The following is a 19,809-nucleotide window of genomic DNA, read 5'->3' as shown; positions in this document are numbered from 1 at the left end:
ATCCACACGCGTGATTTTAGGGGCAAATTGTTTGGATTTGTCTTTTTTTCGTTAAATTAAGGAATCTAAAAAATAAGGTTTCGAAAGTTGAAAAGGTATGGTATCCTATTATGGTTGCAAGAAATAAAAGCACTAGTAAAGTTGACAATGAATAGGTAACGCAAATATAATAAGTAAGACTGTCTTTAACAGCTATTCCTCGAGGGAGGTGTCATAAATGAAAAGAACATTCCAACCGAATAACCGTAAACGCAGCAAAGTTCATGGCTTCAGAAGCCGTATGAGTTCAAAAAACGGTCGTCTAGTTTTAGCACGCCGTCGCCGCAAAGGCAGAAAAGTATTATCAGCTTAGGCCACTGAATAATGTCAGTGGTCTTTTTTCACGTTATGGGAAAAGATAGATGTGATGCGTAATGAACCGGGGCTTGCTTCCTGGTTCAATGCATCTCATTTTCATAATAAATTTTAAAAGTTTCTGCCAGCCAGTATCGGAGTGAGTCATTTGAAGAAGCGAAATCGTTTAAAGAAAAATGAAGATTTTCAAAAAGTGTTTAAACATGGGACATCAGTTGCAAACCGCCAGTTTGTCTTATATACGCTTGATCAGCCTGAAAATGATGAGCTGCGTGTCGGGCTTTCCGTCAGCAAAAAAATTGGCAATGCTGTGATGCGAAATCGGATCAAACGTTTGATTCGGCAGGCCTTTCTTGAAGAGAAAGAGAGACTGAAGGAAAAGGATTACATCATTATTGCCAGAAAACCGGCGAGCCAGCTGACATATGAGGAAACGAAAAAAAGTCTGCAGCATCTATTCAGAAAGTCTTCATTATATAAGAAATCTTCGTCAAAGTAGGCATCACCACTGCTTTCTTACAACTTTTAAAAGCGCTTCCTTTCTGGTTGATCAGAAAAAGACACCATTTAAAACTGAAAGATGCTAAAATACATACAAGTATGCTTTGCAATAAAAGAGTGTAAAGATTAATTATAGGAGGAAATGTTGTTGAAAAGGAGAATAGGGTTGCTATTAAGTATGGTTGGCGTATTCATGCTTTTGGCTGGATGCTCGAGTGTGAAAGAGCCGATCACTGCAGATAGTCCGCATTTCTGGGACAAGTACGTAGTATATCCATTGTCTGAGCTCATTACGTATGTAGCGAAATTGACGGGAGATAACTACGGACTTTCAATTATTCTTGTTACCATTTTAATTCGTTTATTAATTTTACCGCTGATGATTAAGCAGCTGAGAAGTTCGAAAGCGATGCAGGCTTTACAGCCGGAAATGCAAAAGCTGAAAGAAAAATACAGCTCAAAGGATCAAAAAACACAGCAAAAGCTTCAGCAGGAAACAATGGCTTTATTCCAAAAGCATGGTGTTAATCCATTGGCGGGATGTTTCCCGATTTTGATCCAGATGCCGATTTTAATTGGATTCTATCATGCGATCATGAGAACACAGGCGATTTCAGAGCATAGCTTCTTATGGTTTGACTTAGGAGAAAAGGATCCTTTCTATATTCTTCCTATCGTTGCCGGTGTCGCCACATTTGTTCAGCAAAAACTGATGATGGCGGGCAATGCGCAGCAAAATCCGCAAATGGCGATGATGCTTTGGATTATGCCAATTATGATTATCGTATTTGCGATCAACTTCCCGGCGGCTCTTTCTCTTTATTGGGTAGTCGGTAACTTGTTTATGATTGCGCAAACTTTCCTCATTAAAGGGCCTGATATTAAAAAAAATCCTGAGCCGCAAAAAGCCGGAGGAAAGAAAAAGTGAGGAATGTGACTGCTGCAGGGCGAAATGTCGATGAAGCAGTACAGTCCGGATTGCAAGAGATGGGATTAACGAGGAATAAAGTAGAAATTACTGTTATTGAAGAGGGACACAAAGGGTTTCTCGGTATTTTCGGTAAAAAGCCGGCGGTCGTCAAGCTAGTTGAAAAGATTGATCCGATTCAGCAAGCGAAGTCTTATCTTCAAACGATCGCCGAAGCCATTGCCGGAAAGTCTGATGTGACTGTTCAAGAAAGCAAAAAGACAGTGAGATTCCATATAACAGGTGAAAAAACGGCATTGTTGATTGGGAAAAGAGGACAAACCTTAAATGCTCTTGAAACATTGACACAGCTAGTTCTTAACCGTTATCCAGGCCAATATAAAAATGTGACGGTGGATGCAGAAAACTATCGTTTGAAAAGAAAGGAAACGCTGAGCCAGCTGGCCATCAGGCTTGCTGACCAGGTCTTGAAAACGAAAAAAGCAATCCAGCTTGAGCCTATGCCATCCAGTGAAAGAAAAGTTATTCATGATACTCTTTCTGGATATGCAAACCACCAGATCAAAACATATTCAATGGGTGAAGGCGAAAATCGCCATCTCGTTATTTCCCATAAAAAATAGCATAAAACCGAAGTCCGGTAAAAATCGGATTTCGGTTTTTTTGTATGCGAAAAATCTACTTTTCCTAGTAATATCAAGGTTTTGCCGTTTAAGTTTTTTCTTTTTGGGTGTATCCTGTTGATAAAAAGGAAGTTCAGGAAATAAAATTAATTGTTATTCACATGTGGATAAGTTAAAGTAATAAGGGACGAATTTCTATTTCTGTGGATAACACATCTTCCACTTCGAACCAAACTATGTTATCTTTTAGTTTTGGCATAATAAAAATTTTTTTATATAGATGAAACATAAGTAAAGAGAGGTGAACAGCATGGATACAATTGCGGCAATTTCCACACCGATGGGAGAAGGCGCGATTGCGATTGTACGGTTGAGCGGACCAGAAGCCATTCAAATCGCAGATAAAATTTATAAAGGACCGAAGGGAAAAACACTCGGCTCGGTTGAATCACATACGATTCATTATGGTCATATCGTAGACAGACCTTCAGATCGTGTCGTTGAGGAAGTAATGGTATCAGTGTTAAAAGCGCCGAGAACTTTTACACGAGAAGATGTTATCGAGATTAACTGTCACGGGGGAATTGTGACTGTGAACCAAGTGCTTCAGCTCGCATTGAGAGAGGGAGCGAGACTGGCAGAGCCTGGCGAATTTACGAAACGTGCGTTTTTAAACGGGCGAATCGATCTTTCACAGGCGGAAGCGGTTATGGACTTAATCAGAGCGAAAACGGACCGGGCAATGAACGTTGCTATGAATCAAATGGAAGGGCGTCTTTCTGCTTTGGTGCGCCGTTTGCGCAGAGAGATTTTAGAAACCCTTGCTCATGTTGAGGTGAATATCGATTATCCGGAGTATGATGATGTAGAGGAAATGACGCATCAGCTTTTAGTTGAAAAGGCAACCGCCGTGAAAAAGGAAATTGAGGCGCTGTTGAGGACTTCTGAGCAAGGAAAAATCTTGCGTGAAGGTCTTTCTACCGTCATTATCGGCCGGCCGAACGTAGGAAAATCATCTCTTCTGAACAGTCTCGTTCATGAGGCAAAAGCCATTGTAACCGATATTCCCGGAACGACACGGGATGTAATTGAGGAATACGTGAATGTAAGAGGCGTCCCGCTTCGTCTGGTTGATACAGCAGGTATTCGCGAAACAGAAGACATTGTTGAGCGAATCGGTGTTGAACGTTCCCGCCAGGTTCTGAAGGAAGCGGACCTGATTTTACTTGTTCTTAATAATAGTGAAGAGCTTTCTGAAGAAGATGTAAAGCTTTTTGAAGCCGTTGAGGGCATGGACGTTATCGTGATTTTGAATAAGACTGACCTTGAGGCGAAGATTGACACTGAGCGTGTCCGTGAACTTGCCCATGGACGTCCAGTTGTTACGACATCCCTTTTAAAAGAGGAAGGCATCAATGATCTGGAAGAAGCGATTCAATCGCTGTTCTACACGGGTGCCATTGAAAGCGGGGATCTGACTTATGTCAGCAACACACGTCACATCTCTATTTTACAGCAAGCAAAACGTGCCATTGAAGATGCGCTTAGCGGCATCGAGCAGGATGTCCCGATCGACATGGTGCAAATCGACCTTACAAGATGCTGGGAGCTTTTGGGCGAAATCATCGGAGATTCTGTTCACGAAAGCTTAATTGATCAGCTCTTTTCACAATTCTGTTTAGGAAAATAATAAAAGGAGGAACTAGAATCATGGGGTATGAAGCAGGCCAATACGATGTGATTGTGATTGGCGCCGGGCATGCCGGTGTTGAGGCTGCCCTCGCATCTGCACGCCAAGGCGCCAAAACGCTTGTCTTGACCATCAACCTAGATATGGTTGCATTTATGCCATGTAATCCGTCTGTCGGCGGCCCCGCAAAAGGGATTGTCGTCCGTGAAATTGACGCGCTTGGCGGAGAAATGGGAAGAAACATCGATAAAACGCATATTCAAATGAGAATGCTGAATACAGGAAAAGGTCCTGCGGTTCGTGCATTGCGTGCGCAAGCAGACAAATTCCAATATCAGCACGAAATGAAAAATACGCTTGAAAAAGAACCAAACTTAACATTGCTGCAAGGAATTGTGGAGCGGCTGATCGTTGAAGACGGTGAATGCCGAGGTGTGATTACACAAACCGGCGCACATTATCGTGCGAAAGCAGTTGTCATGACGACAGGGACATATCTAAGAGGACGAATCATTCTTGGCGATCTGTCTTACTCAAGCGGCCCGAATAACCAGCAGCCTTCTATTAAGCTTTCTGAGCATTTGGAGGAACTGGGTTTTGACCTTGTTCGTTTTAAAACAGGTACGCCGCCTCGCGTTAAAAGCGACACGATTGATTACAGCAAAACGGAAATTCAGCCTGGTGACGAAGTGCCTCGCGCTTTCTCATATGAAACAGTGGAGTATATCACAGATCAGCTCCCTTGCTGGCTGACATATACAAGCCCTGAGACACATGAGATTATTGACAGCAACCTGCACCGTTCACCGATGTATTCCGGTATGATCAAAGGTACTGGCCCAAGATATTGCCCGTCCATTGAAGATAAAGTTGTACGATTTAATGATAAACCGCGTCACCAGATCTTCCTTGAGCCGGAAGGCAGAAATACACAGGAAGTCTATGTCCAAGGTTTATCTACTAGTCTTCCAGAAGACGTACAGCAAAGAATGCTTGCAACGATTCCTGGACTTGAAAACGTGCAAATGATGAGAGCCGGCTATGCGATCGAGTATGATGCGATCGTACCGACACAGCTCTGGCCGACACTTGAAACGAAAAAAATCACCAACCTTTACACTGCAGGCCAAATTAACGGAACATCCGGTTATGAAGAAGCCGCGGGACAAGGAATTATGGCGGGAATCAATGCAGGACGAAAAGCGCTTGGAAAAGAAGAAGTGATTCTAAGCCGTTCTGACGCCTACATTGGTGTTCTGATTGATGACCTTGTAACAAAAGGGACTAATGAGCCTTATCGTCTTTTGACCTCACGTGCTGAATACAGATTGCTTCTTCGCCATGATAATGCTGATTTGCGCCTGACAGAAATCGGGCACCGCATTGGATTGATTTCTGATGAGCGGTATGCAGCTTTTGAGAAGAAAAAAGCGGCGATCGAAGCGGAGAAAAAACGTCTGTATTCTGTAATTATCAAGCCGTCTCCAGAAAACCAAGAATATATCCGTTCTCTTGGCGGAAGTGAATTGAAAGATGGAGTTCGCGGCACAGACTTAATGAAACGTCCTGAAATGAACTATGAAACAGTCACAAAACTGGCACCGCCAGAAGTGCCGGTTCCTCAAGACGTAGCAGAACAAGTGGAAATCCAAGTGAAATATGAAGGATATATTGAAAAATCTCTTCAGCAAGTGGAAAAACTGAAGAAGATGGAAAATAAAAAAATTCCGGATCGAATTGATTATGACGCAATCAAAGGGATCGCGACTGAGGCGCGTCAAAAGCTGAAAAATGTGCGCCCTCTGTCTGTTGCCCAAGCTTCCCGCATTTCCGGTGTAAACCCGGCGGACATTTCAATTCTATTGGTGTATTTAGAGCAGGGACGCATTGCGAAGATAGCCGAGTAGAAAGGATGACGGCATGAATATTGAAGAATTCACTTCCGGTTTGGCGGAAAAAGGGATCTCCCTTTCTCCCCGTCAGCTGGAGCAATTTGAGCTGTATTACGACATGCTGGTTGAATGGAATGAAAAAATCAACCTGACTTCAATTACAGAGAAAAAAGAAGTGTATCTGAAGCATTTTTATGACTCCATTACAGCTGCTTTCTATGTCGACTTCAATCAAGTGAACACGATTTGTGATGTCGGAGCGGGAGCGGGTTTTCCGAGTCTGCCGATAAAAATATGTTTTCCGCACCTCAATGTCACAATCGTGGATTCACTGAACAAACGGATTACGTTTTTAGAAAAGTTATCTGAAGCTTTGCAATTGGAGAATACAACATTCTGCCATGACAGAGCTGAAACGTTCGGACAACGGAAAGACGTGCGGGAAAGCTATGATATTGTGACGGCGCGAGCAGTTGCAAGATTATCTGTTTTGAGTGAGCTTTGCTTGCCTCTGGTGAAGAAAAACGGTTTATTTGTTGCTTTAAAAGCAGCATCAGCTGAGGAAGAACTGAATGCAGGCAAAAAAGCAATCACGACGCTTGGAGGAGAACTTGAGAATGTCCATTCCTTTAAGCTGCCTATTGAAGAAAGCGATCGTAATATTATGGTGATACGCAAGATAAAAAATACACCTAAGAAGTATCCAAGAAAACCGGGAACTCCTAATAAATCGCCAATTGAAGGGTAATTTAGACAGCCTGATATGACAATACCATCATATTTTCATCAAAATTGATGGATGTATAGCAGGAAAAACCATGAGAAAATAGAATTATAAAAATGGCAGTTTTTAAAGGTGGTGTAGGTACATGAAGCATTCATTCTCTCGTTTCTTCGGGCTTGGTGAGAAGGAACAGGAGCCGGAGATTGCTGAACATGATACAAACAAAGAAGAGATTCTGGAAATACCGGTAAATGCTATCGTTCCCAACCGTTTTCAGCCACGCACCATTTTCTCAGATGAAAAAATCAAAGAGTTAGCAATGACCATTCATACACACGGCATTATTCAGCCGATTGTTGTTAGGCATACAGAAGAAGAAGGCCAATACGAACTCATTGCAGGTGAAAGACGCTGGAGAGCGGTGCAATCGCTTGAGTGGGAAAAGATTCCAGCGATTATTAAGGATTTTTCCGACACGGAAACCGCTTCTGTGGCGTTAATTGAAAACTTGCAGCGGGAAGAATTGTCTTCTATTGAGGAAGCCCATGCTTATGCTAGGCTGCTTGAGCTGCATGATTTAACACAGGAGGCACTCGCACAGCGTTTAGGAAAAGGGCAGTCTACAATCGCGAATAAGCTCCGGTTATTAAAGCTGCCTCAGCCGGTCCAAGACGCGATTATGGAGAAGAAAATCACCGAGCGTCATGCCAGAGCGCTGATTCCGCTGAAACAGCCTGAGCTCCAAGTCACACTGCTCACAGAGATTATTGAGAAAAGTTTAAATGTAAAGCAGACGGAAGACCGCGTGGTGAAAATGCTGGAGCAAGGCCAGAGAAAGCCAAAGCCGAGACGCAAAGCGTTCAGCAGAGATACAAGAATTGCGATGAACACGATTCGCCAGTCACTATCAATGGTGGAGGACAGTGGTGTAAAATTGAATACGGAAGAAGAAGAATTTGAAGAATATATTCAATTAACGATTCGCATACCAAAATAAAAGCTCTCCTGAAAAGCAGGAGAGCTTTTTATATTCATTGAAAAAGGCAATTAATTACTTTTAGTGAAAATTGTTATATTAGAATTCTTTTCTTTGAGCTTGTGGATAAATTCTTCAGTATTTTGCGGTGAAATCACCGCATGTCCCCATCCTCCCTGATAGTAGACCGTGATGGCATGACGTGAGCCGATAAGACGGAAACCTGACCACAGCTTCTTTTTTTGGATCACTTTATCGATTGTTTCGTAAGGAATTTGATGTTTGATCAGTCCGGCTTTAATGATCAGGTGGTGCTCCTTCAATACATATTTCAAATCAATAAAGCTCCATATGATGAGTCCGTTTAAAAGAGTCAGCAGAATAAAAATGACCCAGCCCGAAACTCTCATATTTCCCAGCACAAAAGGAACAATGGCATCTGCTTGTATCAGTAATATGAGAAACACAATCATCAGCGTAACGGGTACATCTCTCTTTGTTTGATAAACCATTCTCTCACCGTCCTGTTTCCGCGTTCTGTTACTGTGACTTCTTCTTTTTTTCTTTAAGAAATTCCTTTTTTAAGTCAAAAAAACATAGAAATTGTAGAATTTATAAGAGAAAGCATAAAACGTGCTTGAATTTTCAATTATTTCCCTTCTGATTCGGAACAAAATAATGAAAAAAATGAAACGCTTTAATCTTTTTTTGATAGAATAGAAGCAAGATAGTACATGTTCATGTGAAAGTAGGTGACATCGTGGGAAAAATCATAGCAATTACGAACCAAAAAGGCGGGGTCGGCAAAACAACGACGTCTGTCAACCTTGGGGCATGTTTGGCTTACATAGGGAAAAGGGTTCTGCTGGTAGATATTGATCCGCAGGGAAATGCGACAAGCGGATTAGGGATTGAAAAAGCCGATGTAGAGCAGTGTGTGTACGATATTTTAGTAGATGATGCAGATGTTATAGATATTATTAAAGCAACGACAGTCGAGAACTTGGACGTGATCCCTGCGACGATTCAGCTTGCCGGGGCTGAGATCGAGCTGGTTCCTACAATTTCAAGAGAAGTGAGATTGAAGAGAGCACTTGAAGCAGTAAAGCAAAATTATGATTACATTATCATTGATTGTCCGCCATCACTAGGGCTGCTGACGATTAATGCCCTTACTGCCTCGGATTCCGTTGTGATTCCTGTACAGTGCGAATATTATGCCTTGGAGGGGCTCAGCCAGTTATTAAATACAGTACGTCTTGTGCAAAAGCATTTGAATACGGATTTAATGATTGAAGGTGTATTGCTGACAATGCTTGATGCTCGGACAAACCTTGGCATTCAAGTGATTGAAGAGGTTAAAAAGTATTTTAGAGATAAAGTATATAAGACAGTTATTCCGCGTAATGTCCGTCTGAGTGAGGCACCGAGTCACGGAAAACCCATCATTTTATACGATCCGCGGTCAAGAGGTGCGGAAGTATATTTAGATTTAGCAAAGGAAGTGGCTGCGAATGGCTAAAGGCCTTGGAAAAGGGATTAATGCGTTATTTAATCAGGTCGATTTGTCTGAAGAGACAGTTGAAGAAATTAAAATTGCCGATTTACGCCCTAATCCTTATCAGCCAAGAAAACACTTTGATGACGAGGCATTAGCTGAACTTAAAGAATCAGTGCTGCAGCATGGCATTCTTCAGCCGCTTATCGTCAGGAAATCTTTAAAAGGCTATGATATTGTTGCGGGGGAACGGCGTTTTCGGGCAGCGAAGCTGGCGGGTTTAGAGACAGTTCCCGCGATTGTCCGTGAATTATCAGAGGCGTTAATGAGGGAAATTGCTTTATTAGAAAACCTTCAGCGCGAAGATTTATCTCCGCTTGAAGAGGCACAGGCATATGACTCTTTGCTGAAACACTTAGATCTCACGCAAGAACAGCTTGCCAAACGTCTTGGAAAAAGCAGACCGCATATTGCGAATCATTTAAGACTGCTGACACTGCCAGAAAATATTCAGCAGCTTATTGCTGAAGGTACGCTTTCTATGGGACATGGACGCACGCTTCTTGGCTTGAAAAACAAAAATAAGCTTGAACCGCTTGTTCAAAAAGTGATTGCGGAGCAGCTTAATGTCCGCCAGCTTGAGCAGCTGATTCAGCAGTTAAATCAGAATGTTCCACGTGAAACAAAGAAAAAAGAACCTGTGAAAGACGCGGTTCTAAAAGAACGGGAATCCTATCTCCAAAATTATTTTGGAACAACAGTTCATATTAAAAGACAGAAGAAAAAAGGCAAAATCGAAATTGAATTTTTCTCTAATGAAGACCTTGACCGGATTTTAGAGCTTTTATCTGAACGAGAATCATAAATGAAAAAACCATCTTTCAAACGAAGATGGTTTTTGTTTTATATGCGCCCAGTGAGCCTTTGCAGCGGGTTCAGGCGTTCTTGTCTCCACTCTGTCCGATCTGTTAAACTCAATCCTTCCGCGAGAACATTGGCCATATTCATGACCAAGTTGAGTCTTGTATTTTGCAATACAAAATACTCCATGAAACCGCTCACATTCACGATTCCGTTAATATGAAGATCTCCCACTTCAGGAAGGTCTTTTTGCACACCGGCTCCAGGCTTTAATGGCCCGTCTCCGATTTGAAATGAACCCACACTCTTAACGCGGCCCAAGCATGCATCGACCGCTATAACAAATGGGTTTTTATGTAATTTTTGAATGTCGCTGATTTTATCCTTCATGTTCACAGCATGGACGGGGTCAGATAAGGTTCCGTAGACATGGAATCTGGTGAGCTGCATCTGTTTGAGTTTCATTCCTACGAGCGGGCCCAATGAATCACCGGTTGAACGGTCTGTTCCGATACAAACCACGACAATTGGTTTGCCGGCAGCTTTACGTAAGGATGAAGAAAGAATGGTTTGGATTTGCTTTGCTGCAGCTGCATCTGTATGTGAAACGTATTGTTTTACTCGTTCCTGAGAGGAAAAAAGCCCGCCTTTTCGATTCATAGGTTTCACTTCCTTGTTATAGTAGGTAACAGAATTGCTATGGTGTGTGTTTCGTTATGTAAGGTTGTTTACAGTATATCCAGCAGTACGGTTTTTTATGCTTTGTGTATGACACCGGAGATTTTAAAAAAGTAGAGGTTATGATATGAATGGTTAGTGGGTGAATTACAAATATTGTCCCCCATTGCCTCGATCATGATCAAGCTATGGTCTGCTTACAAAACACTTTATAGATAGGCATGGTTAATGAGGTTCATTCCTTCATTCCGCGGCAAAATGATATTTTTTTAGACTGCCTGCATCAGCAGTCTTTTTTTATGAGTATTTCGGATGGTAATTTCAGCTTGTGTTCAAATGTCTATGAAAATATGGAATTTTTACCTTCTTTTATTTATATAGTAACAATAACGGAAACAAGCTGATCTTTGTCTATGAGGTGATGATGTTGTGGAGAGCCGGAATGAAGTGGATGCTGCTCATATTAGGGAGCCTGATCGGGGCCGGATATGCGAGCGGTCAGGAGATTTGGCAGTTTTTTGGGGCGGAAAGCGGACTTGCTATTGTGCTGTTTACAATCATGTTCATTTTCTCGTCTTATATTGTGATGAAAATCAGTTTTAAGGTTCAATCCACTCATTTTCTGCCGGTTCTGGAGCATTTAATGGGGCCGTGGCTGGCGAAAATTTATGATGTTCTCATCATTTTTTATTTGTTTTCGACGACTATGGTGATGATTGCCGGAGGCGGTGTGACCCTGCAGATGTACAAGCTTCCTTTCTGGTGGGGAATCGCGCTGATTTGCATCGTGACAGTGTGTTTGTTTTTGTGGGATGTGAAAGGAATATTATCTATAAATAGTATTTTGATTCCTGTGTTAGTAGCGGGCCTTTTATATGCGCTGATCTCCTTTCAGAGCACACATCACCATACGTGGACGATTGATTTGTCTCAGCAGTATAACTGGCCTGCGAGCATAACGTTTACTTCTTTAAACATCCTTTCAGTTGTTGCGATTTTATCCTCTGTTGGGAAAGAGATGAAAGGACTCGGAGAAGCGAAAATCGCAAGTGTGGCAAGCGGTCTCATTTTTGGCGTGATCTCATTTGTTTATAATGAAACGTTAGTGGAGCTGGCGGGCTCCCTTTCTCAGTTTGAAATACCGCTGTTTGCCGTTTTGGAGGGTGCGCCTTATGTCCTTTTTTTATGTATGACGGCGGTGCTGTGTCTGGCCATTTACACGACGACGGTAGCGGGATTGCTGGGGCTGTCCAGCCGGCTGATGGGGTTTGTTCATATGCCGAGATGGTTGATTGTGTTGATTTTGTTAGTGTTAATGGTACCTTTTACTTCTTTCGGATTTTCTGATTTGATCGCGTTTTTGTACCCGATATACGGGATGTTAAATTTGTATTTGTTAGTTTGTCTTCTCTTATATCCTATTTTAAGTAAATGGAAATAAGAGGATGTATTTCTTTTCAGGTATCTTGATTGCTCTTATGATCAGTTTTTTTGTACAATAGATACAGCAGTTTATGAAAAGAGGTGAAGGGTCTTGGCGGATAAAGACTTTGGCCTGAATGATATCGTAGAAATGAAAAAACCGCATCCATGCGGAGCGAACAGCTGGAAAATTATACGCATGGGAATGGATATTCGTATTAAGTGTGAGGGATGCTCTCACAGTGTTATGATTCCGAGAAAAGAATTTGAAAGAAAACTAAAAAAAGTACTAGTCAAGCATGAGGAGCCTACTTCATAAATAGGCCGACACTCATGCTTTTTCATATAGAAGGTAAGGAGAAGACGGCGATGAGCAAAGTGCATCAGTCGGCATGTCCGCTGAATTGTTGGGACAGCTGCGGCTTTTTGGTGACTGTTGAAGACGGAAAGGTAACGAAAGTGGACGGGGATCCAAACCATCCGATTACGGAGGGCAAAATCTGCGGCCGCGGCAGAATGCTTGAGACAAAAACAAATTCGCCTGATCGGCTTCGCTATCCGATGAAAAAACAAAATGGCGAGTTTGTAAGGATTTCCTGGGAGCAGGCACTTGATGAAATTGCCGACAAACTTCGGGAGATCAAGGAAACGTCGGAGACGACTGCTGTTTTGCACAGCCATGATTATGCGAATAATGGTTTGTTAAAAGCGCTTGATCAGCGTTTTTTTAATGGATATGGCGGTGTGACTGAAATCATCGGAAGCATATGCTGGGGCTCCGGCATCGAGGCGCAAAGCTGGGATTTTGGCCGTTCGTACGGGCACGGCCCGCTTGATATTTACAACAGCAAGCATGTTGTTGTGTGGGGAAGAAATGTATCCAGAACAAATATGCACTTATACCATCACTTGCAGCAGGTGAAAAAGAAGGGCGCCACGATTACGGTGATTGATCCGATCTTCAATCCGACTGCTAAGCTTGCCGACCGCTATATCTCTGTTAAGCCGGGAATGGATGGCTGGCTTGCGGCAGCCGTTTTGAAGGTTCTGATTGAGACGGGAAGAACGGATGAAACGTTTATTTCTGAGCACTCTGTCGGTTTTGATGATGTGAAAGAGCTATTGAAAACTGTTTCTCTGGAAGAGTTTATTGTGAAAACAGAAACTTCTATGGAGGAGCTGGAGTATTTGGCCAGTTTGTATGCAGATGGTCCGGTGTCTACTTTTATGGGGCTAGGCATGCAGCGATATAAAAACGGCGGCGGAACGATTCGCTGGATTGATGCACTCGTTGCGGCAAGCGGAAATGTCGGAATTAAGGGCGGCGGCGCGAATTTCGGAAATGTCCAGATTGGCGAGAGCTTTGCTAAAACAAAGCTGACGCTGCCGGAATTAAAAACAGCATCACGTTCATTCTCAATGATGACGCAGGCTGAAGAAGTGTTGACCGCTGCTGATCCTGCGATTGAGATGATGATTGTGACGTGCGGAAATCCGCTGACTCAGGTGCCGAATACAAACAAAGTCAGACAAGCTTTTGAAAAGGTTCCAATGACGGTAGCCATTGATTCCATTATGACAGATACCGCAAAGCTGTGTGATTATGTTTTGCCGACTGCCACTGTTTTTGAAGAAGAGGATATCTACTATTCCAGTATGTATCACCACTATGTTCAGTACGGAAAAAAACTTGTGGAGCCTCAAGGTGAAGCGAAGTCGGACAGCTGGATCTGGTCAGAGCTTGCAAAACGTCTTGGGTTTGGCGAGCTGTTTGAGCATAGTACTGAAGAATTTCTAGAGATGGGGCTTTCTTCATTGGAAGCAGAAGGTGTGACACTCGAGCGTTTAAAAGAAAAAGGCCACCTCCCTCTCCCGGTCAAGCAGGTTCCGTGGGATGACTATGAGTTTTTGACGCCGAGCGGGAAATTTGAATTTACTTCGTCACTAGCTGAGCAAAAAGGGTTTAGCGGCTTGCTTCAATTAAATGTGCCCGAAGAATCTGTTTTCCATAATGAGGCGTTAGCTGGAAAGTATCCTTATACGCTGTTGTCCATTCACCCGCAGCGTTCCAACCATTCACAGCATGTGCCGTTTATTGAAAAGCTTCAGCACGTTCAGGTCGATATTTCTCCAGATATAGCGGCTGAGCAGGATCTTCAGGATGGAGACGAGGTTGTCATCTTTAATGACCGCGGACGCTTGAAGGGAACGGTGAAAGTGATGAAGCAGGCTCATGCGAAGACGATTAATATAGATGAAGGCATGTGGGCGGCTTTTGGAGGTTCAGTCAATGCACTGACAAATGATACAAATTCTGATAATGGAATGGGAAGTACGCTTTTTGACTGTTTAGTAGGCTTGAAAAAAGCATAATCAAAGGGATTGGCAGGCTGAAAATGCTTTTTTGTCAGCTTGTCTTTTCCAGTGAACCTCCTTATAATTGCTCTAGGTTCAAAATACGTTCATACAATGACGGTTTTATATAGAGGAGATGAAAGAATGGCTTTAACAGCTGGAATTGTTGGTTTGCCGAACGTCGGGAAATCAACACTATTTAACGCAATTACACAGGCCGGTGCCGAATCAGCGAACTACCCGTTCTGTACGATTGATCCGAACGTGGGAATTGTAGAAGTACCTGATGATCGTCTGCAAAAGCTGACTGAGCTGGTCAACCCGAAGAAGACTGTGCCGACTGCTTTTGAATTTACTGATATTGCAGGGATTGTAAAAGGCGCATCTAAAGGAGAAGGACTCGGTAACAAATTCCTATCCCATATTCGCCAGGTTGACGCGATTTGCCACGTTGTCCGTGCTTTTTCCGATGACAACATTACACACGTTTCCGGAAAAGTTGATCCGATTGATGACATTGAAACGATCAACCTTGAGCTGATCCTCGCCGATATGGAAACGGTTGAAAAGCGGATTACACGCGTCAGCAAACTTGCGAAACAAAAAGATAAAGACGCTGTATATGAGTTTGAGATTTTATCTAAACTGAAAGAAGCGTTTGAGAGTGAAAAGCCTGCTCGATCTGTAGAATTCACTGAAGAGCAGCAAAAGCTTGTGAAGCAGCTCCATTTACTGACTTCGAAGCCTATTTTGTATGTGGCCAATGTAAGTGAAGATGAAGTGGCTGATCCATCTGGCAATGAAAATGTAGCAAAGATTCGCGAGTACGCTGCCGGCGAAAACGCAGAAGTAATCGTTGTGTGTGCGAAAATCGAATCCGAGATTGCTGAGCTTGAAGGCGAAGAAAAGCAAATGTTCTTGGAAGAGCTGGGCATTCAAGAATCAGGTCTTGATCAGCTGATCAAAGCGTCTTACTCTCTTCTTGGCCTTGCAACATACTTCACGGCGGGAGAGCAGGAAGTCAGAGCTTGGACATTCAAAAAAGGTATGAAAGCCCCTGAGTGTGCAGGAATTATTCATAGTGACTTTGAGCGAGGCTTCATTCGCGCTGAGACAGTTGCTTATGAGGATCTTCTTGCGGGCGGCGGTATGGCAGGAGCCAAAGAAGCAGGAAAAGTCCGCCTCGAAGGGAAAGAATATGTTGTCCAAGACGGAGATGTTATTCATTTCCGATTTAATGTTTAGGATGCAGTTGTAAAGGGACAAGAGCTTTGGTATAATATAAAATTGTGAGTAATAGAATTATTGCTCCTTGCCCATTATGGGCCGCTTAGTCCAAAAGGAGGTGCAAACAGATGAGAAAGTACGAAGTTATGTACATTATCCGCCCAAACATTGACGATGAGTCTAAAAAAGCAGTTATCGAGCGTTTCAACAACGTTCTGACTTCTAACGGTGCGGAGATCACTGGAACAAAGGATTGGGGTAAACGTCGTCTTGCTTACGAAATCAACGATTTCCGCGACGGTTTCTACCAAATCTTAAACGTTCAAGCTGATGCTGCGGCAGTTCAAGAATTTGACCGTCTAGCTAAGATCAGTGACGATATCATTCGCCACATTGTTGTTAAAGAAGAAGAATAAGCAATTTTGAAATATATAATGGTAAAAGGTGGTCTTTCTTATGCTTAACCGAGTTGTATTAGTCGGAAGACTGACAAAAGACCCAGAGCTTCGTTATACGCCAAACGGTGCGGCTGTTGCTACGTTTACTCTTGCTGTGAATCGTACATTTACGAACCAGTCCGGAGAACGTGAGGCCGATTTCATTAATTGTGTCACTTGGAGAAGACAAGCCGAAAACGTTGCAAACTTCTTGAAAAAAGGAAGCCTTGCAGGCGTAGATGGCCGTTTACAAACAAGAAACTATGAAAACCAGCAAGGACAGCGTGTCTTCGTGACAGAGGTCCAAGCTGAAAGTGTTCAATTTCTTGAGCCGAAAAACGGCGGCGGTTCTGGTTCAGGTGGATACAACGAAGGAAACAGCGGCGGAGGCCAGTACTTTGGCGGAGGCCAAAATGATAATCCATTCGGGGGAAATCAAAACAACCAGAGACGCAATCAGGGGAACAGCTTTAATGATGACCCATTTGCCAACGATGGCAAACCGATTGACATCTCGGATGATGATCTTCCATTCTAATGTGATTATCGCCTAAAATGAAAAAGAAAGGAGGGAAATGACAATGGCAGGAGGACGCAGAGGCGGTCGTGCGAAACGCCGTAAAGTGTGTTATTTCACTTCTAACGGCATCACGCACATCGACTACAAAGATGTAGATCTTCTTAAAAAGTTTGTTTCTGAGCGCGGTAAAATTTTACCACGTCGTGTAACTGGAACAAACGCTAAATACCAACGTAAATTGACTGCAGCGATCAAACGCGCACGTCAAATGGCTTTACTTCCATACGTAAGCGGTGAGTAAGCTGATACGTAAAGAGCAAGGACCTTTGGGTTCTTGCTCTTTTTTATAGGGGGATGAAACATGAAGCTGATTTCATGGAATGTAAACGGCCTGCGGGCTGTGATGAGAAAAATGGATTTCCTCTCTTATCTGAAAGAAGAGGATGCAGATATCATATGTCTTCAGGAAACAAAGATACAGGACGGACAGGTTGATCTCCAGCCTGAGGGCTATCATGTGTATTGGAATTATGCAGTGAAAAAAGGATATTCCGGCACAGCTGTTTTTTCTAAGCAAGAGCCGCTGCGTGTCATGTACGGTATCGGAATAGAAGAGCATGACCAAGAAGGCAGAGTGATTACGCTGGAATTTGAAAACGTGTTTGTGATGACCATTTACACGCCCAATTCCAGAAGGGGATTAGAGCGAATCGATTACCGCATGCAATGGGAAGAGGCTCTGTTGTCTTATATTCTTGAATTGGATAAGAAAAAGCCGGTCATTTTATGCGGTGATTTGAATGTGGCTCACCAGGAGATCGATTTAAAAAATCCAAAGGCGAACCGGAAGAACGCTGGATTTTCCGATCAAGAAAGAGGGGCATTCTCTCGTTTATTAGAGGCTGGCTATGTTGACTCCTTCCGTCATGTTTATCCTGATCTTGAAGGCGCTTATTCCTGGTGGTCGTATCGTGCAGGCGCCCGGGACAGAAATATCGGCTGGCGCATTGATTATTTTGTTGTTTCTGAAAGCCTTAAGGAACAGATTGAAGATGCCGGCATATCAAAGGATGTCATGGGTTCCGACCATTGTCCTGTTGAACTTATCATCAATATATGATGAGATAGCAGTAAGGATTTTACACTTACTGCTTTTTTTATATGAAAAAGGAGAAAGAGGATGGCAAATATAAAAGAGATTGCAAGACTGGCAAATGTATCTGTTTCAACTGTTTCGCGTGTATTGAATCATCATCCGTATGTGTCTGTAGAAAAGAGAAAGCTTGTCCATCAAGTCATGAAGGAATTGAATTATACACCAAATCGAACCGCAATCGATCTCATTCGCGGGAAAACCCATACGGTCGGTGTGATTCTGCCTTATAGCGATCATCCCTGCTTTGATAAAATCGTGAACGGAATCACCAAGGCTGCTTTTCAGCATGAGTATGCAACGACGCTCCTCCCCACCAATTATAACCCCGCTATTGAAATCAAATATTTAGAGCTGTTAAAAACAAAGAAAATTGACGGCCTCATTATTACTTCTCGCGCCAATCATTGGGACAAGATTTTAGCTTATCAGGAATATGGGCCAATCATCGCTTGTGAGGAAACCGGTGACATTGATGTCCCATGTGCGTATAACGACAGAAAAGCTGCTTATGCAGAAAGCTTTCGCTATCTAAAAAGCCGCGGACATGAGAATATCGCTTTTACATGCGTCAGAGAAGCCGACAGGAGCCCAAGCACGGCTGATAAAGCTGCGGCCTATCAATCTGTTTGCGGGAGGCTGGAAGACCGCCATATGCTGTCTGGATGTAATGATATGAATGACGGTGAGCGGGCAGCTGAGCACTTTTATACGAGCGAACGGGTTCCTACTGCTATTTATGCAAACAGTGATGAAGTGGCAGCTGGAATTCATCTATTTGCCCGGAAGAATAATTGGGATGTTGAAATCATAGGTGAGGGAAATACTTCTATCAGCCGTGTTCTTGGATTTCCATCGCTCGATTTGAATCTTGAGCAGCTTGGCACCGCCGCATTTTCTCTTTTTTTGCAGGATGAACCCGTTGATATCAAAATTCAGCATAACTTTGAGAAAAAAGCTTGAACTGAAATGCATTTCATACGTTATAACTTCATTGAAGGTAAAGGAGGAGAAGACATGCGGATTGAACATACAGCGATCTGGGTCAATGATTTAGAGCGAATGAAGTCTTTTTATGAAACGTATTTTAATGGCAAAGCGAATGATTTGTATCATAATGAGAAAAAGGATTTTAAATCTTATTTTATTACGTTTGATTCCGGAGCAAGGCTGGAGATTATGAAAAAAGGGAATGTGACCGATCCGCCTTCACAAACAATGACAGGCTGGGCACACATTGCCTTTTCCGTAGGAAGCCGGGAGAAGGTTGATGAACTGACTGTTCGATTGAAGAAGGACGGTTTCGCAGTAGTAAACGGCCCAAGGACAACGGGAGACGGCTACTATGAAAGTGTGATTGAAGATGATGAAGGAAACTTAATTGAAATTACAATTTAACATCTGGAGTGACTTGAATGCTGAGGACAGAAAAAGAAAAAATGGCAGCCGGCGAATTATACAATCCGGAAGATCAACAACTATTACTAGAACGCAAGCATGCGAGACAGCTGATTAGACAATATAACGAAACACCGGAAGATGATGCAGTGCGGACAGAGCTTTTGAAGGAGCTGCTCGGTTCGGTTGGGGATCAAGTCACGATTCTGCCGACATTTCGCTGTGATTATGGCTATCATATTCATATCGGAGATCACACATTTGTTAATTTTGACTGTGTCATTTTAGATGTGTGTGAGGTGCGTATCGGCCGTCATTGTTTGATTGCGCCAGGTGTACATATCTACACGGCCGGCCATCCTCTCGATCCGATTGAAAGAAAGTCCGGGAAGGAGTTCGGTAAGCCTGTGACAATTGGAGATCAAGTTTGGATCGGAGGCCGGGCAGTGATTAACCCAGGAGTGACAATTGGTGATAATGCGGTGATTGCTTCAGGATCTGTTGTGACTAAGGATGTGCCCGCTAACACTGTTGTAGGCGGAAACCCTGCGAGGATATTGAAGGAATTGTAA

General features: G+C 43.0%; 23 protein-coding genes. 21 read left to right on the top strand and 2 right to left on the bottom strand.

The window, feature by feature from the left end:
- Positions 1-217: 217 nt before the first annotated feature.
- The 8 genes from rpmH to noc all read left to right on the top strand — a co-directional run bounded on the left by rpmH (position 218) and on the right by noc (position 7,709).
- Positions 218-352 carry a 50S ribosomal protein L34 gene (gene rpmH, locus MY9_RS20920; RefSeq protein WP_003178075.1) on the top strand — a complete coding sequence of 45 codons (135 nt, stop codon included), beginning with the start codon at positions 218-220 and terminating at the stop codon, positions 350-352.
- Between the two features lie 150 nt (positions 353-502).
- A complete protein-coding gene (rnpA, locus tag MY9_RS20915) occupies positions 503-853 on the top strand; it encodes a ribonuclease P protein component (RefSeq protein ID WP_003242628.1) in 351 nt (116 codons plus the stop codon).
- A 144-nt stretch (positions 854-997) separates the two neighbouring features.
- Positions 998-1,783, top strand: coding sequence for a YidC family membrane integrase SpoIIIJ (gene spoIIIJ, locus MY9_RS20910; RefSeq protein ID WP_050982297.1), 786 nt, complete (start codon positions 998-1,000; stop codon positions 1,781-1,783).
- Complete coding sequence (jag, locus tag MY9_RS20905; protein WP_014666151.1) at positions 1,780-2,406, top strand: RNA-binding cell elongation regulator Jag/EloR; 627 nt, start codon at positions 1,780-1,782, stop codon at positions 2,404-2,406. The genes spoIIIJ and jag overlap by 4 nt, the downstream gene beginning before the upstream one ends.
- Before the next feature lie 310 nt (positions 2,407-2,716).
- Entirely contained in the window at positions 2,717-4,096 is a 1,380-nt protein-coding gene (gene mnmE / locus MY9_RS20900) for a tRNA uridine-5-carboxymethylaminomethyl(34) synthesis GTPase MnmE (protein WP_014666150.1), read from the top strand.
- 20 nt (positions 4,097-4,116) lie between these two features.
- Complete coding sequence (mnmG, locus tag MY9_RS20895; protein ID WP_014666149.1) at positions 4,117-6,003, top strand: tRNA uridine-5-carboxymethylaminomethyl(34) synthesis enzyme MnmG; 1,887 nt, start codon at positions 4,117-4,119, stop codon at positions 6,001-6,003.
- 13 nt (positions 6,004-6,016) lie between these two features.
- Positions 6,017-6,736 carry a 16S rRNA (guanine(527)-N(7))-methyltransferase RsmG gene (rsmG, locus tag MY9_RS20890; RefSeq protein ID WP_014666148.1) on the top strand — a complete coding sequence of 240 codons (720 nt, stop codon included), beginning with the start codon at positions 6,017-6,019 and terminating at the stop codon, positions 6,734-6,736.
- 121 nt (positions 6,737-6,857) lie between these two features.
- A complete protein-coding gene (gene noc, locus MY9_RS20885) occupies positions 6,858-7,709 on the top strand; it encodes a nucleoid occlusion protein (protein WP_014666147.1) in 852 nt (283 codons plus the stop codon).
- A 50-nt stretch (positions 7,710-7,759) separates the two neighbouring features.
- Here the strand turns inward: noc and MY9_RS20880 are convergent, their stop codons facing one another.
- Entirely contained in the window at positions 7,760-8,200 is a 441-nt protein-coding gene (locus MY9_RS20880) for a PH domain-containing protein (RefSeq protein WP_014666146.1), read from the bottom strand.
- A gap of 248 nt (positions 8,201-8,448) precedes the next feature.
- Here MY9_RS20880 and soj point away from each other — a divergent pair, with 248 nt between their 5' ends.
- Positions 8,449-9,210 (top strand): sporulation initiation inhibitor protein Soj, encoded by a 762-nt coding sequence (soj, locus tag MY9_RS20875; RefSeq protein ID WP_003219244.1) that lies wholly within the window; start codon positions 8,449-8,451, stop codon positions 9,208-9,210.
- Positions 9,203-10,051, top strand: a complete 849-nt coding sequence (spo0J, locus tag MY9_RS20870) for a stage 0 sporulation protein Spo0J (RefSeq protein WP_014666145.1) — start codon at positions 9,203-9,205, stop codon at positions 10,049-10,051. Before soj ends, spo0J begins: the two co-directional genes overlap by 8 nt.
- Before the next feature lie 38 nt (positions 10,052-10,089).
- On the opposite strand, the gene yyaC is transcribed toward spo0J, so the two are convergent.
- The gene (yyaC, locus tag MY9_RS20865) at positions 10,090-10,707 is read right to left on the bottom strand and encodes a spore protease YyaC (protein WP_014666144.1); all 618 of its coding nucleotides are present in this window, start codon (positions 10,705-10,707) and stop codon (positions 10,090-10,092) included.
- A 442-nt stretch (positions 10,708-11,149) separates the two neighbouring features.
- Between yyaC and MY9_RS20860 the strand changes: the two genes are divergently transcribed.
- The 11 genes from MY9_RS20860 (at position 11,150) to MY9_RS20810 (ending at position 19,809) form a co-directional block, all read left to right on the top strand.
- On the top strand, positions 11,150-12,166 hold the full coding sequence (locus tag MY9_RS20860) for a YkvI family membrane protein (RefSeq protein WP_014666142.1): 1,017 nt from the start codon (positions 11,150-11,152) through the stop codon (positions 12,164-12,166).
- A gap of 93 nt (positions 12,167-12,259) precedes the next feature.
- Complete coding sequence (locus MY9_RS20855; RefSeq protein ID WP_003219236.1) at positions 12,260-12,466, top strand: DUF951 domain-containing protein; 207 nt, start codon at positions 12,260-12,262, stop codon at positions 12,464-12,466.
- A gap of 50 nt (positions 12,467-12,516) precedes the next feature.
- A complete protein-coding gene (locus MY9_RS20850) occupies positions 12,517-14,520 on the top strand; it encodes a molybdopterin-dependent oxidoreductase (protein ID WP_014666141.1) in 2,004 nt (667 codons plus the stop codon).
- A gap of 126 nt (positions 14,521-14,646) precedes the next feature.
- The gene (gene ychF, locus MY9_RS20845) at positions 14,647-15,747 is read left to right on the top strand and encodes a redox-regulated ATPase YchF (RefSeq protein WP_014666140.1); all 1,101 of its coding nucleotides are present in this window, start codon (positions 14,647-14,649) and stop codon (positions 15,745-15,747) included.
- A gap of 110 nt (positions 15,748-15,857) precedes the next feature.
- Positions 15,858-16,145, top strand: coding sequence for a 30S ribosomal protein S6 (gene rpsF / locus MY9_RS20840; protein ID WP_014115888.1), 288 nt, complete (start codon positions 15,858-15,860; stop codon positions 16,143-16,145).
- 40 nt (positions 16,146-16,185) lie between these two features.
- Positions 16,186-16,704 carry a single-stranded DNA-binding protein SsbA gene (ssbA, locus tag MY9_RS20835; RefSeq protein WP_003219228.1) on the top strand — a complete coding sequence of 173 codons (519 nt, stop codon included), beginning with the start codon at positions 16,186-16,188 and terminating at the stop codon, positions 16,702-16,704.
- A gap of 43 nt (positions 16,705-16,747) precedes the next feature.
- A complete protein-coding gene (gene rpsR / locus MY9_RS20830) occupies positions 16,748-16,987 on the top strand; it encodes a 30S ribosomal protein S18 (protein ID WP_003219224.1) in 240 nt (79 codons plus the stop codon).
- Positions 16,988-17,047: 60 nt separating this feature from the next.
- Entirely contained in the window at positions 17,048-17,806 is a 759-nt protein-coding gene (xth, locus tag MY9_RS20825) for an exodeoxyribonuclease III (protein WP_014666138.1), read from the top strand.
- A 60-nt stretch (positions 17,807-17,866) separates the two neighbouring features.
- A complete protein-coding gene (locus MY9_RS20820) occupies positions 17,867-18,802 on the top strand; it encodes a LacI family DNA-binding transcriptional regulator (protein ID WP_014666136.1) in 936 nt (311 codons plus the stop codon).
- Between the two features lie 54 nt (positions 18,803-18,856).
- Positions 18,857-19,237, top strand: a complete 381-nt coding sequence (locus tag MY9_RS20815) for a VOC family protein (RefSeq protein WP_014666135.1) — start codon at positions 18,857-18,859, stop codon at positions 19,235-19,237.
- Positions 19,238-19,254: 17 nt separating this feature from the next.
- Entirely contained in the window at positions 19,255-19,809 is a 555-nt protein-coding gene (locus tag MY9_RS20810; RefSeq protein WP_014666134.1) for a sugar O-acetyltransferase, read from the top strand.

The sequence above is a fragment of the Bacillus sp. JS genome, assembly GCF_000259365.1.
Lineage (GTDB): Bacteria > Bacillota > Bacilli > Bacillales > Bacillaceae > Bacillus > Bacillus stercoris.
Note: the sequence above shows the minus strand (reverse complement) of the source record. Positions and strands in the feature narration are given on the sequence as shown.

What these genes read in the sequence shown, in the direction of transcription:
- spo0J (WP_014666145.1), top strand. Translation starts at nt 9,203, where the DNA reads ATGGCTAAAGGCCTTGGAAAAGGGATTAATGCGTTATTTAATCAGGTC.
- yyaC (WP_014666144.1), bottom strand. Translation starts at nt 10,707, where the DNA reads ATGAATCGAAAAGGCGGGCTTTTTTCCTCTCAGGAACGAGTAAAACAA.
- MY9_RS20850 (WP_014666141.1), top strand. Translation starts at nt 12,517, where the DNA reads ATGAGCAAAGTGCATCAGTCGGCATGTCCGCTGAATTGTTGGGACAGC.
- MY9_RS20880 (WP_014666146.1), bottom strand. Translation starts at nt 8,200, where the DNA reads ATGGTTTATCAAACAAAGAGAGATGTACCCGTTACGCTGATGATTGTG.
- rpsF (WP_014115888.1), top strand. Translation starts at nt 15,858, where the DNA reads ATGAGAAAGTACGAAGTTATGTACATTATCCGCCCAAACATTGACGAT.
- MY9_RS20820 (WP_014666136.1), top strand. Translation starts at nt 17,867, where the DNA reads ATGGCAAATATAAAAGAGATTGCAAGACTGGCAAATGTATCTGTTTCA.
- MY9_RS20860 (WP_014666142.1), top strand. Translation starts at nt 11,150, where the DNA reads ATGTTGTGGAGAGCCGGAATGAAGTGGATGCTGCTCATATTAGGGAGC.
- MY9_RS20815 (WP_014666135.1), top strand. Translation starts at nt 18,857, where the DNA reads ATGCGGATTGAACATACAGCGATCTGGGTCAATGATTTAGAGCGAATG.
- MY9_RS20810 (WP_014666134.1), top strand. Translation starts at nt 19,255, where the DNA reads ATGCTGAGGACAGAAAAAGAAAAAATGGCAGCCGGCGAATTATACAAT.
- rpsR (WP_003219224.1), top strand. Translation starts at nt 16,748, where the DNA reads ATGGCAGGAGGACGCAGAGGCGGTCGTGCGAAACGCCGTAAAGTGTGT.
- mnmG (WP_014666149.1), top strand. Translation starts at nt 4,117, where the DNA reads ATGGGGTATGAAGCAGGCCAATACGATGTGATTGTGATTGGCGCCGGG.
- ssbA (WP_003219228.1), top strand. Translation starts at nt 16,186, where the DNA reads ATGCTTAACCGAGTTGTATTAGTCGGAAGACTGACAAAAGACCCAGAG.
- ychF (WP_014666140.1), top strand. Translation starts at nt 14,647, where the DNA reads ATGGCTTTAACAGCTGGAATTGTTGGTTTGCCGAACGTCGGGAAATCA.
- mnmE (WP_014666150.1), top strand. Translation starts at nt 2,717, where the DNA reads ATGGATACAATTGCGGCAATTTCCACACCGATGGGAGAAGGCGCGATT.
- spoIIIJ (WP_050982297.1), top strand. Translation starts at nt 998, where the DNA reads ATGTTGTTGAAAAGGAGAATAGGGTTGCTATTAAGTATGGTTGGCGTA.
- rpmH (WP_003178075.1), top strand. Translation starts at nt 218, where the DNA reads ATGAAAAGAACATTCCAACCGAATAACCGTAAACGCAGCAAAGTTCAT.
- xth (WP_014666138.1), top strand. Translation starts at nt 17,048, where the DNA reads ATGAAGCTGATTTCATGGAATGTAAACGGCCTGCGGGCTGTGATGAGA.
- noc (WP_014666147.1), top strand. Translation starts at nt 6,858, where the DNA reads ATGAAGCATTCATTCTCTCGTTTCTTCGGGCTTGGTGAGAAGGAACAG.
- rsmG (WP_014666148.1), top strand. Translation starts at nt 6,017, where the DNA reads ATGAATATTGAAGAATTCACTTCCGGTTTGGCGGAAAAAGGGATCTCC.